The organism is Rickettsia felis URRWXCal2 (genome assembly GCA_000012145.1).
GTDB classification, from domain to species: domain Bacteria; phylum Pseudomonadota; class Alphaproteobacteria; order Rickettsiales; family Rickettsiaceae; genus Rickettsia; species Rickettsia felis.
Map to the genome: position 1 here is coordinate 704,885 of CP000053.1, position 13,016 is coordinate 717,900.

Genomic DNA, 13,016 nt, shown 5'->3' on the forward strand with positions numbered 1-13,016 from the left:
TTTTCCCGTCATTGCGAGCGACTGCAAGGAGCGTGGCAATCTCAGGAGTCCAACTTTATGAGATTGCCACGTCGAGACTTTGCCTCTCCTCGCAATGACATCGGCGTCATATTTTAGGTATTTCGATTCTTACCGATAACCCGCCTAAATCCTTGCTATCTTCTAAATAAATAGAGCTTTTATGATCGTTTATTATTTCTTTAGTAATAGCAAGCCCAAGTCCTACGTTACTTGCATTATCAAGCTGTCTTGCTTTATCCGATCTATAAAACGGTTTAAATACAAGGTGTTTTTCCGTATCATCTATACCGGGACCGTTATCCTCAATAATTATAGTTACCGTAGATGAATTATCTGTCAAAGATATTTTAATTTTATTTCCATATTTTATAGCGTTACCGATTAAATTAGACAAGGCTCTTTCAAAAGAATTTGGTTTAATTCGTACTTTTGAATTATCTATATTATTAAGTTTTATAAATTCAATATCTACATGTGACCATTTATTTAAAAAATGTTCTATCCAAGGTAATAATAAAATTTCTTCAAATTCTTCTGTACTTTCACCTTTAGCAAAATCTAAATAAGAATTTATCATTTGCTGCATAGTTAATATATCTTGTTTTAATCCTTTAATTTCTTCACTTCCTTCCATCAATTCAAGTTGTAGCTTCATTCTTGTTAAAGGAGTTCTAAGGTCATGCGAAATCATAGCAAGCATAGTGGTTCTTTTAGTAATTTGTTTTTCAATACGGGCTTTCATTTTTAAAAAAGCAAGCCCTGCTTTTCTTATTTCTAAAGCTCCTGAAGGTTTGAAATTTTTGCCTTTTAAAACACCTCGACCAAATTTATCCATGCTATCCGCAAGAGTGATTATTGATTTAATTTGATTTTTGGAGAAAATAATAGAAATAGAAAGTAATATAACAGTTAAAGATATAATCCATAAAACAAATATATATACTGTAGGATTAAGTAGTAATTTTGCAGGAAAAGTAATATATAATATTCCATCTTTTAATTCTAAAAATACTTCGATTTTATTTTCTTTATTTAGTTTAACTATATTTTTTTCATGGATTTTTGTAGCTAAAATATTTTTAAATATAGTTAGAGGCTCACTTAATTTAGGTTGTTTTATAGATAACTTTTTATTAAGCTGAAATTGATAAGATAAATTAAGATAATTTTCCGATAAATGGATTATCTCTCTTGAATTATTTCTATGTTCTTTAATCAGTGATTCTATTTCATTAATAATAATAGTACTAGTATAATATGAAACATTATACCAATGACGATCGTAAAACAAAAATATAGCAACAATTTGCCCTATTAAAATCGGAATGATTATTATGAACATAAATCGTACAAATAATGTTCTCGGTAATAATTTAGATATAAAGTGCATAGCCCTCATTACGCACGGTTTTTAAATATTTCGGCTCTTTTGGATTATCTTCTAGTTTACTTCTTATTCTTGTAATTTGTACGTCGATAGAACGCATACTAAGCCCGCCCATAATTTTTGAAAGCTCAAAACGACTAGTAGATTTACCGGAATTTTTTATTAATATCTCAAGTAATTTTTGTTCGGTAGAGCTAAGAGATATGATTTGATCGTTCTTAGTGAATTCCTTTGTATCAAAATTATAGAAATTATTGCCGAATTTAATTATATTCGTTTCTTTTTTAAAGTTATTATAATTATTAATTAAATTATTTATCCGAAGTAATAATTCTCGCGGTTCAAAAGGTTTAGTTATGTAATCAGAGGCACCGGCTTCAAGTCCTTTAACACGGTCATCGGCTTCCGATAAAGCAGTAAGCATAACTATAGGAATATTATTACCGGCATCCCTTATAGTAGTAGCAAAATCAAGCCCTGTTATTTCAGGTAACATAACATCTAAAATAATTAAATCATAATTAGAAGTTTTTAATAGATTTTTAGCTTCTATGACTGAGCTTGCCGTTGATACTAAAAACTCGTTTTTATTTAAAAATTGCTTTAAAAGTGCTAATATTCTGCTATCATCATCTACGATTAAAATATGTGCTTTATGTGGTTGCATGTATACTCATTTAATTTGAAAATTGGTGTCGTTGCTTGCGTGAATAACGAGCCGTCATTGCGAGCAGCCGTAGGCTGCGTGGTAATCTCATGAAATAATAACAAACTCCTGAGATTGCTTCGCCGAATTACTACGTAATTCTTCTCGCAATGACGGGTGGCCGACCTCTCACAATGACAATTGACAATACTTTAATATAAATATAGGTTAATGACAATGATAAAACTAGAGCAAATTTTTTGGCATGTTTGGATTAATGGTGATTTAGTTCCTTATCAATTCGCAAGGATTCATGTTTTAACTCATAGCCTGCATTATTCAGGATCGGTGTTTGAGGGTGAGAGAGCTTATAACGGCAAAGTTTTTAAGTTAAAAGAACATACGGAAAGATTAATAAAATCAGCAGAAGCATTAGGTTTGAAAGTACCTTATAGTGTGGACGAGATAATAAAAGCTCATGAACTTGTAATAAAACAAAATAATATTAAGGATGCGTATATAAGACCGCTTATTTGGTGTGGAGACGAATCGCTAAATATTACTAATCCTGATTTGTCTACTAATCTTTTGATTGCCGGTATTCCATCAATGCCAAGGTCTTTTGAGAAAGGTATAAATTTGCATGTAGGCCGCTGGCGTAAAGCAATACCTGATAGCACCCCGGTACAATCTAAATCCGCCGCTCAATATAATATGGCAATAACGAGTAAAAAAGAAGCTAAAGCTCTTGGCTATGATGATGCCTTATTACTTGATTATGAAGGATATATTGCTGAATGCACTACAACAAATATTTTCTTTGTTAAAGATAAAACATTATATACTCCAATTGCCGATAGATTTTTAAACGGTATAACAAGACAGACTATTATTGAGATTGCAAAAGATTTAGGTCTAGAAGTAAAAGAAGAGCGTTTGAAATTAGAGCAAATAGAGAATTTTACCGGATGTTTTGTTACAGGCACGGCAATCGAGGTACAAAATATTGATTCTATAGATTTAGGCAATAAAAAGATTACTTTTGATGATCATCAAATTGCAGATCGTTTGAAAAAAGAGTATGGGCGTATTGTTAGGGAGTAGGAAGAGCTGTGTGTGACACGCGAGCCGTCATTGCGAGGAAAATTATGAAGTAATTTGACAAAGCAATCTCAGGATGTTTGACGAGATTGCCACGTCGAAACTACGTTTCTCCTCGCAATGACGTAATTAATAAATAAGTAAAAAACAATGAACAATATATTTAAAGGTTTAATTACCGCAGCTATAACACCTTTTAAAGATAATAAGTTAGACTTATATGCTTTAGAGAGAATTTTAAAACATCAAATAAAGTATGAAGTCGATGCAATATTAATTGCAGGTTCGACCGGTGAAGGTAGTAGTCTCAGCTTTGAAGAATATAAGTTATTACTGCAAACTAGTGTAGAAATCGTTAATAATCGTATTCCTATAATAAGCGGATGTTCATCAAATAATACCGCTTATGCAAGAGAACTTGCAGCGGAATCTACAAAAATCAAGGTTGATGGTTTTATGGCTAGTCCACCATCTTATGTAAAACCTACCCAATACGGGATTTATAAGCATTTTGAAGCATTACATGAAGCGTGTAATCTACCTATTATGTTATATTCAGCTCCAACTAGAAGCGGAGTAGATTTTTCTGATGAGACAATATTGAGACTTAGCAAGCTACCGCGTATCTTAGCATTAAAAGATTGCGGCGTAGATTTAGAACGTCCATTGCGGATTAGAGCAGTAGTTAAAAAGGATTTCAACATTTTAACCGGTAACGATGAAGTAGTCTTAGCTTTTAACGCACAAGGCGGGGTAGGGTGGACTTCCGTAGCTTCTAATATTGCTCCCGATATGTGTAAAGAGTTATTGGAGAAATGGAATAAGAATGACACTAAAGGAGCATTAGAAATCCATCAGAAATTACTGCCTTTATATAAAGCATTATTTGTAGAATCTAATCCGATTCCGATAAAATATGCTGCATATTATTTAGGTTTATGTGAAAATGAAATTAGACTCCCATTAACTGAAGCAAGCGATAGTGCTAAAAAACAAATTGAAAACATTATAACATCACTATCCATAAAATTATGACCGAGTATAAGAAAGTTATTGCACAAAATAAGAAAGCCCTTTTTAATTATTTTATTGAAGAAAGATTAGAAGCAGGTATTGTATTAAAGGGTAGTGAAGTACAGTCTCTGCGTCAAGGCAAAGCTTCTATAGAGGAAAGCCATGCGGCAGATACCGGACATGAGGTATTTTTGTATAACTGCCATATTGCGGAATATGAGAAAGCGAATAGATTTAATCATTCTACTCGTAGACCTCGTAAATTATTGTTGCATACTAAAGAGATAAAGAAAATTATCGGTAGAATTAGAATAAAAGGCTATACGCTAGTAGCTCTTTCTATGTATTTTAATAAAAAAAATAAAGTAAAAGTTGAACTTGGTATTGCTAAAGGTAAGAAATTACATGATAAAAGAGAATCAATTAAAGAAAAAGATTGGAAAAGAGATCAAAGCAGATTAATAAGACAGAAGTAGGAGTTTTGCTTTTTCCGTCATTGCGAGAAGAATTACGTAGTAATTCGACGAAGCAATCTAGTACCAAATTCCTGAGATTGCCGCGCGGTCTTTGACCGCTCGCAATGACATTAAACAAAGCAAAAACAATCTAAAATTTTTAAAAAAGGTATTTATGCAGCATATTATAGGTAAAATATTGGTTATATTTGTAGTTGTTATAGGAGTTTTATTTGTTTTCAAAACAATGAAAACGTATTCTACAAATCCGGTTTCCGTTGAGGTTAAACAAAGCGAGGATGCAAGGAAATGTGAAGAGGAAAGAGTCCAAGAAATAATCAAAGATTATTTGCTTAAAACTCCGGAAATAATAATAGAATCAATAGAAGGCTTGCAAAAACGTAAAGTACAGGAAAATGAGACTAAAGTTAATAACTATCTAAAAGATAATAAGTTAGGTATTGAAGATAGCACAAGCTTTCCTATTATAGGAAATAAAGACGGGGATGTAACAATAATTGCTTTTTATGATTACAATTGTTCTTATTGTAAAAAAGGTGATGTTTCTATAAATGAACTATTGCAAAACGATTCAAAAGTTAAAGTTATATTACGACCGCTACCTATCCTTGGAGATGCTTCCGAATATCTGGCAAGAATAGTTTTAGCCGTTTATAAGGTTAATCCAAGTAAATTTAAAGCTGTTCATGATGAACTAATAAAAATAAGAGATGTTTCTAAGGAATCTATAAAAGAATTATTAACCGAGAATGGCTTAAATGCTACAGAAATTGAAGAAACTGCCGATAGCAATGAGATTAAAGATTTAATTACTCAAAATATGAAAATAGCTAGAAGCCTTAGAATCCAAGGAGTACCTGCGTATATAATTGATTCAAAATTAATACCCGGGTTAATAGATTTCCCACAATTACTAAATATAGTTAAAGAAATTAGAGATGCTCGGTGAATTTCAAAAATTGGCTGTGTAGGTGCCAAATCGTCATTGCGAGGAAATTACGTAAGTAATTGACGAAGCAATCCAGTAAAAAATGCTAATTTATAGCATTTTTTTATTATTTTTCCTGGATTGCCGCACTCCCTACGGTCGCAATGACAAAAAGCCGGTCTATCGCTAGAGGGTGATATCTCCATATTTAGCTTCAGTATCCCCTAAAATAGCGGAATCAATAAAATGTTCCGTGTTTTGAGCTATAAATAATTCTAAATTATGAAGATTATGTTCTCCATACAAATTTTGATTATAATTTTTAGTGGCCTTAAATTCTGTAGCGGCTTCTACAAAATTATGTAAATAATTAATTATTACAGTATCAATATTAGAATAGTTAGCAAACTCATAATTCTTTTCACAATGGGTAAATTTTATTTTCGCACCTAATTCTAACTTTACTTCCTTGATAGGTAAATCAACATTCTTTTGTTCAAAGCTAGTATTTTTTGAAATAGTGATACAAACTTTTTTACCGGTAGTGTTAAAGTTATTAAATATTGTATTTGCACTAATAGAAATTTTTTCTAGAGATGAATTATGATCATTCAATGTCAAAGTCGTAGATCTGTATAGGTCTCCTTCTTGGACGTTAAGCTCAGTAACACGATCTTCAATATTGTATATAGAAATATTTGGTGATATATTAATATAAGTAGAACCATGATTACTTTCAAATTTAATAAAATATCCTAACTCTTTAATAATAATTCCGGTATTATTTGTTTCGACATTAACACCATTATTATAGTGAACGACAGTAGTATGATTTAAACTATACTAATTATTATAATAAATACTTCTAAAATCATTCGTATCATCCGGAAAGATATCAGCCTCTTTAGTTTCAATTTTAGTACCTTGAATAATAATACCGGTATTATTAGTTTCAATTTCTTTAAGCCCATTATTATAAGTATTATAAGAAATTTTAGTATTGCCAAGATCCCAAGGCTTACAGGAAATTTTAGAATCTATATGAGAATTATAGGCATAATTGAAAATATTATACGTATCGTCATTAAGATTTATAATCGCTAAACTTATTACATTGAGGTGTTATTATGAGGAGTGAAAGGCGTTGTGATGTGGCTCGTTTGTGTCATGCCTGTATGGAACGGTTTTTCCGTCATTGCGAGAAGAATTACGTAGTAATCAAGGCGAGCAATCTCAGGTGACGAGATTGCCACGTCGCTTCGCTCCTCGCAATGACGCTAAAATTGGTCCAGCAATTTATATAATTACTTAGCCTTTATTTAACAAATCAAACATTGTTTTACCGATATCGGCAGGGGATCTAGTGATAGTTACGCCGGCACTTTGTAGAGCTTCAAGCTTATCTTCGGCACTTCCTTTTCCTCCGGCAATAATAGCACCGGCATGCCCCATTCTTTTACCGGGAGGTGCTGTAATACCTGCAATAAAGCTAACAATAGGCTTCTTGATTTTTGATTGCTTGATAAACTCAGCTGCATCTTCTTCTGCATTACCGCCAATTTCACCAATCATAATAATTGCTTTTGTTTCATCATCTTTCAAAAACATATCAATACAATCAACAAAATTAGTGCCGTTAACAGGATCGCCTCCTATACCGACACATGTAGATTGTCCAAGTCCTACGGCTGTTGTCTGTGCTACTGCTTCATAAGTTAGAGTACCTGATCTTGAAACAATACCTATCGTTCCTCTTTTATGAATATGCCCAGGCATAATACCGATTTTACATTCACCCGGTGTGATAACTCCAGGGCAGTTAGGACCGATTAATCTAGTTTTAGAACCGACTAAAGCACGTTTTACTTTCACCATATCAAGTACCGGAATTCCTTCCGTTATACATACTACTACTTCGATTTCGGCATCGATTGCTTCTAATATCGAATCAGCGGCAAAGCCGGGCGGAACATATATAACGCTTGCATTTGCACCGGTTTTTGCTTTTGCTTCATGTACGGTATTATATACAGGTAAATCAAGGTGAGTATGACCGCCTTTGCCGGGTGTAACACCGCCAACCATGTTAGTACCGTAAGCTATCGCTTGTTCAGAGTGAAAAGTTCCTTGTGAACCAGTAAAGCCCTGACAGATAACTTTTGTTTTTTTATTTATTAATATTGCCATGTTAAATAATTTTTATTGTTTTTATTTTTTTGTGTCGTCATCGTCATTGCGAGCAACTGAAAGCGTTGTTGCATGGATTGTTATTATGTCATTCCCGCATAGGCGGGAATCCAGTAATTTAAAGGTTATACATAATAGGTTTTTAAAATTAAAAGCTCGATTTATCTCGCTTTACCCTGGATTCCTGCTTTCGCAGGAATGACACCTACAACTTTACCGTATCGCTTCAACTATCTTATTTGCAGCATCTGCTAAATCATGTGCCGGTATTATTTCTAAACCAGAATTTGATAAAATTTCTTTCCCTTTTTCAACGTTTGTACCGGCTAAACGAACCACTAACGGTACTTTTATACCTATGTCTTTTGCTGCTGCAATAATCCCTTCCGCTATAATATCACAACGCATAATACCGCCGAAAATATTAACTAAGATTCCTTGCACTTCTTTATCAGATAAAATTATTTTTAAAGCTTCTTTTACACGCTCACGATCAGCACCGCCGCCAACATCTAAGAAATTTGCAGGTGACGCACCGTAAAGCTTAATAATATCCATGGTAGCCATAGCAAGACCTGCACCGTTAACCATACAGCCGATATTACCGTCCATTTTTACATAGCTAAGTCCTGCATTTGCCGCTCTAGTTTCTAAAGGATCTTCCTCATCGTGATCACGCATTGCTGTAATATTCGGATGTTTGAATAATCCGTTATCGTCAAAAGTGATTTTTGCGTCTAAAGCGAGTAAATTTCCGTCCGTTTGTACAATTAACGGGTTGATTTCAATTTGTGCTGCATCAGTTTCAACAAAAGCATTATAGACTGATTTTACTATTTCTTTCATCTGTTTTGCTTGGTTATCCTTAAAGCCTAACTCATAAGCTATGCCTCGCATATGAAAATCTTGTAAACCAGTTGCAGGATCAACGGAAAATTTAACAATTTTTTCCGGAGTTTTTTCTGCTACTTCTTCAATATCAACCCCTCCTTCGGTAGAAGCTATGAAAGTAATACAGCTAGCTAATCTATCAAATACGATACTGAAATAATATTCTTTTAAAATATCACAACCTGATTCAATATAAAGACGGTTTACTTTTTGTCCTTGAGGTCCTGTTTGATGCGTTACTAAATTAATACCAAACATGTCATGAGCAACTTTCTTGGCTTCTTCTTTACTCTTAACAACCTTAACGCCGCCGGCTTTACCTCTGCCGCCAGCGTGTATTTGTGCTTTAACCACATATACTTCCGTATTTAATTTATCTATGGTTTCATTAATCTTTTCGGTTTTCGTAACAACTAGTCCGGTGGAAGTAGGTACGCCGTATTTTCTTAAAATCTCTTTTGCTTGATATTCATGAATATTCATTTTAAATAATTTATTTAAATAATTAAAGCACAGTATAATAATTAATCTTTAAACTGTAAAGTAGAGAGTTTTTTGTCGCTTGTCATTCCTGCGGAAGCAGGAATCCAGTAGTACTCAACGTCATCCCGCGAGCTTGTAGCGGAATCCAGTTTTTTTACTTTTTTATGGATACCGTGGTCAAGCCACGGTATAACACGGGAAAGAGCTGGATTCCTGCTTCCGCAGGAATGACATATGCTACTCATTCCACATCCTCTTAAGTACGTTATCTTTCCTAATAAAGTGGTGATATAACGCAGCTAGTATATGCAAAATAATTAAAGCAGTAAATAATAAAGCAGCCTTTTTATGGATTTTTTTAAAGATTTTGGCAAATTGTAAATCTTGAGCAAAAGAATTTATAGTAAACAAACCGTAAAAATCAATATGATGGTTTGATAGGATAGTCATAAAAAAGCCGCTTATCGGCATTAACAACATTAAAAGATATAGCAAATTTATATTAATATTAGCGGCTTTTTTCTGCCAATTCGGTAAATCAGCTGGTAATAAAACATTAGCATTATAGAACTTCCATAAAAGCCTTATTATTACTAAAGATAAAACAACTATACCGGTTGCTTCATGTATCCCGTATAATTGCCATTTTAGAGGCGGTTCTATATAATTATCCATTAAGAAACCGACAACGAGCATTACTATAACTATAATACTCATTATCCAGTGAAAAAGTTTTGCAATTAAGCCATAAGAATTTTCAGTATTTGTCAGTAGCATAGTGGTACTCCTAATTGGTATGATAACGTCATTGCGAGGAGCGTAGCGACGTGGCAATCTCATAAAGTAGTATAGTATAATTCCTGAGATTGCTTCGTCAATTACTTCGTAATTTTCCTTGCAATGACGATGGGTTAGGTTACTCTTCGCAATGACGCAAGGATTCTAATTCCCAACTGCCTTATCTATAATCTTTTCTGCTTCTGTACCGCTAATTTTTTCTTTATCATTCAGAATGAGATTAGCATTCTTTAAGTCGTCCTCTATATGTTCTGCTCTTCCTTTTAAAATCTTAGCTAAAAACTGCTCGGCAAGAGCATAATATGAAATTCTATTACCGGGTTTTGCAAATCCATGTCCTTCATCTTTGTAAAGTGCATAAACTACCGGTATATGCTTTGCTTTCATGCTATTTACAATCTGTTCTGATTCTGCCTGTACGACCCTCACATCGTGAGCACCTTGTGCTATAAATAAAGGCTTTTTGATATTATCAACAAAATTAATCGGTGATTTTTGTCTTAAAAACTCTTTTTCTTCTTCAGTATCCCAAGGTCCTATACGTGTTTTATATATACTTAACAATGGTGTCATATAAGGGGCTTTAGATTGCACATGAGTTAATAAATTAGACATACCGACAACGTCAACACCGCAAGCAAATATGTCAGGAGTCATGGTAAGACCGACAAGTGTAGCATAACCGCCATAACTTCCGCCCATAATACAAACTTTATCAGAATCAACTATATTATTCTTAATAGCCCAGTTAACACCGTCAATTAAATCGGTGTGCATTTTACCGGCATATTCTAAATTACCGGTGTTTAAGAAATCTTTCCCAAAACCGGTAGAACCACGGTAATTTATACTTAAAACTGCGTAACCACGATTTGCAAGCCATTGATGCTCAGGATTGTATCCCCAGCTATCACGAACCCATGGTCCGCCATGAACATTAATTATTAGCGGTACTTTTTTATCAGGAATATTATTTTCATCAAGCTTTACATCATATGGAAAAGTGATATAGCTAACTAAATCAAGCCCGTCACGTGACTTGATAATTACCGGTATCATCTTAGCAAGATTATATTGCTCAAGTTCTTTGCGATTAGTAAATAAAAATTCGGCTTTTTTATTTGCCCTATCATATTTATAATATTTCACCGGTGCATTATCAGCCATATAAGCAACGATCCAAATTTTATCGTCTAACGTCCTACTATTAATAATTAAATCACCGCGATCGAGAGATTGCAAATATTTAATATCATCTTCAATATCTTTATCTAATATTTTATATGAGACTCTATCATAATCTATAGATACTGCTTGCGGAGTTTGCTTTGTGGGATGAACTGTAAATAAGCCGATATCGGCTTTTGCATCTTCGGCTAATATTTCTTCGCTGCCTGTAGCAAGTGTTATCGCCTTAAGGGCTGAAGTATTGCGGTTACGCCCCTCAAGCATATAAAGAATTTCGCCGCTAGCATCAAAACCGAGTATAGAAGTATTGAAAGAATCTTCCATTGAGATTTTAGTATATAATTTAGGTTCGCCGTCTCTTAATTCATAATATTCAACGGCTCCGTCTTTATCTAGTAAACTACCGAATCTTAAATTTAAATTTTCATCGACTACGCAATCAGTAAATCTATCATTTTTATAAATTAATTCTTTTTCTAGAGTATCTAGATTTAATTTGTAAATATCAAAATATTCAGGATTACGCTCATTTAAATATATTAATATCTCATTTGGTTTCTTATGACCTGCTCCTGCTATTCCGGCTTTAACTCCTTTTTCAGGAGTAAGTAGTTTTGACTCTTTCGTTTCTATATTATAACTGTAGATTCGGTCATTTTCATCACCGTTAAAATCTTGAGTATATAAAATATTTTTATTATTATAAGCTTTAGCATAAGACCAAATACCACGTCCTTTGTCATGGGTTATGGCTTCTGCTTTACTAATATCATCTGAGGGGGCTAGCCAGATATTTAATACACCGTCTTTCGGTGCAATATATAGAATATATTTGCCGTCGTGGGTTAGAGAAACCCTTGCTTTATCAGGGTTACCGAATAAAACTTTTCTTGGGATTATTTGATTGTTATCCGTTATCGTTTGATTTTGAAACATAAAAATACCGACACTTATTATTAATATAGTGCCTATAATATAGAAAATTTTACTCATTACTAATGGTTTGTTAGGTTATTTAAGCCGTCATTGCGAGAAGAAACTGCAAGTTTCGACGAAGCAATCTCAGGACTTTAGCACGAGATTGCAACAATGCTTCGCTCCTTGCAATGACGTGGAATTTTATTTACACTCTCTCAATATTGCTTAAAAACCAATCAACTTCTTTAGTATTAGCATTACGTGTAAATGTCCATTCTTCTTTTAAATCTTCAATTTTGTCAACTACATTTTTACCTTGAAATAGTAATTTAATAAATATGTTATTACCGAACATGTAAATTTCTGAATATTTTGCACTTAAAGCCGATAAGTCAAAAAAATCACCATAGGACGGTGTTATTTTTTCAAATTCTTCCAAGTATCTTTTATCTATCAGCTCAGATAATTCTTTAGCATCTTTTTTATAAGCCGCCTCTATAATCATTTGAAAAGCAGTTTTAGCATTATTTATAAATTTAATCGGATCAAAGGAGTAAAGGTGTTTATGGACTTGTTCCATTCCATCTACGACCGCAGTTATATTATGTTCCACTATTATATCTTTAAAAGCTTTAATATCTTGGGCTGTTGGAATATTTTTTTCTTCTTTATTAGATTTAACTGTACTGTAAGTTACGTCCTTAATAACCGGTTCGCCAAAATAAGATTTTTGCTTTGTTTGTTCCTCTTCTGAAGTAGAACCGAGAGTCGTAATTAATTTGTTGATAATGTAAAAAGCAATAACGGCAAAAATTAATAACTCTATTATTTGAGGAGACATTTTCTATTTATTTTTATTAAAAGATTATTCTTATATCTTAATATAAAAAAATAATCTTTTAAAGTTATTTAATAAAAATAAGGATTTATTTGTTATTTGAGTTATACTTAAAGTTTAAAAAAAATATTAAAAGATAA

12 protein-coding genes are annotated in these 13,016 nt (G+C 33.1%); 4 read left to right on the forward strand and 8 right to left on the reverse strand.

The features are described 5' to 3' along the window. Window positions 1–106: 106 nt before the first annotated feature. Both RF_RS03515 and RF_RS03520 read right to left on the reverse strand, forming a co-directional pair. Complete coding sequence (locus RF_RS03515; protein WP_011270987.1) at window positions 107–1,420, reverse strand: ATP-binding protein; 1,314 nt, start codon at window positions 1,418–1,420, stop codon at window positions 107–109. After that, window positions 1,395–2,075, reverse strand: coding sequence for a response regulator transcription factor (locus tag RF_RS03520; RefSeq protein WP_011270988.1), 681 nt, complete (start codon window positions 2,073–2,075; stop codon window positions 1,395–1,397). Before RF_RS03520 ends, RF_RS03515 begins: the two co-directional genes overlap by 26 nt. Window positions 2,076–2,285: 210 nt before the next feature. On the opposite strand from RF_RS03520, the gene RF_RS03525 reads away from it, so the two are divergent. The 4 genes from RF_RS03525 to RF_RS03540 all read left to right on the forward strand — a co-directional run bounded on the left by RF_RS03525 (window position 2,286) and on the right by RF_RS03540 (window position 5,594). After that, window positions 2,286–3,158 (forward strand): branched-chain amino acid transaminase, encoded by an 873-nt coding sequence (locus RF_RS03525; RefSeq protein WP_011270989.1) that lies wholly within the window; start codon window positions 2,286–2,288, stop codon window positions 3,156–3,158. A gap of 147 nt (window positions 3,159–3,305) precedes the next feature. Next, complete coding sequence (dapA, locus tag RF_RS03530) at window positions 3,306–4,190, forward strand: 4-hydroxy-tetrahydrodipicolinate synthase (protein ID WP_011270990.1); 885 nt, start codon at window positions 3,306–3,308, stop codon at window positions 4,188–4,190. Next, a complete protein-coding gene (smpB, locus tag RF_RS03535) occupies window positions 4,187–4,645 on the forward strand; it encodes an SsrA-binding protein SmpB (RefSeq protein ID WP_011270991.1) in 459 nt (152 codons plus the stop codon). Before dapA ends, smpB begins: the two co-directional genes overlap by 4 nt. Window positions 4,646–4,799: 154 nt before the next feature. Further along, the gene (locus RF_RS03540; RefSeq protein WP_011270992.1) at window positions 4,800–5,594 is read left to right on the forward strand and encodes a DsbA family protein; all 795 of its coding nucleotides are present in this window, start codon (window positions 4,800–4,802) and stop codon (window positions 5,592–5,594) included. Between the two features lie 165 nt (window positions 5,595–5,759). Here RF_RS03540 and RF_RS03545 read toward each other — a convergent pair whose 3' ends face one another. From RF_RS03545 to RF_RS03580, 6 genes are all read right to left on the reverse strand, one after another. Then, the gene (locus RF_RS03545) at window positions 5,760–6,188 is read right to left on the reverse strand and encodes a hypothetical protein (RefSeq protein WP_039594976.1); all 429 of its coding nucleotides are present in this window, start codon (window positions 6,186–6,188) and stop codon (window positions 5,760–5,762) included. A 693-nt stretch (window positions 6,189–6,881) separates the two neighbouring features. Beyond that, window positions 6,882–7,760 (reverse strand): succinate--CoA ligase subunit alpha, encoded by an 879-nt coding sequence (sucD, locus tag RF_RS03550; RefSeq protein ID WP_011270994.1) that lies wholly within the window; start codon window positions 7,758–7,760, stop codon window positions 6,882–6,884. A 213-nt stretch (window positions 7,761–7,973) separates the two neighbouring features. Beyond that, entirely contained in the window at window positions 7,974–9,134 is a 1,161-nt protein-coding gene (gene sucC, locus RF_RS03555) for an ADP-forming succinate--CoA ligase subunit beta (RefSeq protein ID WP_011270995.1), read from the reverse strand. Window positions 9,135–9,371: 237 nt separating this feature from the next. Then, entirely contained in the window at window positions 9,372–9,911 is a 540-nt protein-coding gene (locus RF_RS03570; protein ID WP_081427757.1) for a cytochrome b, read from the reverse strand. Window positions 9,912–10,076: 165 nt separating this feature from the next. Further along, window positions 10,077–12,113 (reverse strand): S9 family peptidase, encoded by a 2,037-nt coding sequence (locus RF_RS03575; protein ID WP_011270997.1) that lies wholly within the window; start codon window positions 12,111–12,113, stop codon window positions 10,077–10,079. Between the two features lie 130 nt (window positions 12,114–12,243). After that, the gene (locus tag RF_RS03580; protein ID WP_011270998.1) at window positions 12,244–12,879 is read right to left on the reverse strand and encodes a Tim44 domain-containing protein; all 636 of its coding nucleotides are present in this window, start codon (window positions 12,877–12,879) and stop codon (window positions 12,244–12,246) included. Window positions 12,880–13,016 lie beyond the last annotated feature (137 nt).

What these genes read in the sequence shown, in the direction of transcription:
- RF_RS03520 (WP_011270988.1), bottom strand. Translation starts at nt 2,075, where the DNA reads ATGCAACCACATAAAGCACATATTTTAATCGTAGATGATGATAGCAGA.
- RF_RS03540 (WP_011270992.1), top strand. Translation starts at nt 4,800, where the DNA reads ATGCAGCATATTATAGGTAAAATATTGGTTATATTTGTAGTTGTTATA.
- smpB (WP_011270991.1), top strand. Translation starts at nt 4,187, where the DNA reads ATGACCGAGTATAAGAAAGTTATTGCACAAAATAAGAAAGCCCTTTTT.
- dapA (WP_011270990.1), top strand. Translation starts at nt 3,306, where the DNA reads ATGAACAATATATTTAAAGGTTTAATTACCGCAGCTATAACACCTTTT.
- RF_RS03525 (WP_011270989.1), top strand. Translation starts at nt 2,286, where the DNA reads ATGACAATGATAAAACTAGAGCAAATTTTTTGGCATGTTTGGATTAAT.
- RF_RS03580 (WP_011270998.1), bottom strand. Translation starts at nt 12,879, where the DNA reads ATGTCTCCTCAAATAATAGAGTTATTAATTTTTGCCGTTATTGCTTTT.
- RF_RS03515 (WP_011270987.1), bottom strand. Translation starts at nt 1,420, where the DNA reads ATGAGGGCTATGCACTTTATATCTAAATTATTACCGAGAACATTATTT.
- RF_RS03570 (WP_081427757.1), bottom strand. Translation starts at nt 9,911, where the DNA reads ATGCTACTGACAAATACTGAAAATTCTTATGGCTTAATTGCAAAACTT.
- RF_RS03575 (WP_011270997.1), bottom strand. Translation starts at nt 12,113, where the DNA reads ATGAGTAAAATTTTCTATATTATAGGCACTATATTAATAATAAGTGTC.
- sucC (WP_011270995.1), bottom strand. Translation starts at nt 9,134, where the DNA reads ATGAATATTCATGAATATCAAGCAAAAGAGATTTTAAGAAAATACGGC.
- sucD (WP_011270994.1), bottom strand. Translation starts at nt 7,760, where the DNA reads ATGGCAATATTAATAAATAAAAAAACAAAAGTTATCTGTCAGGGCTTT.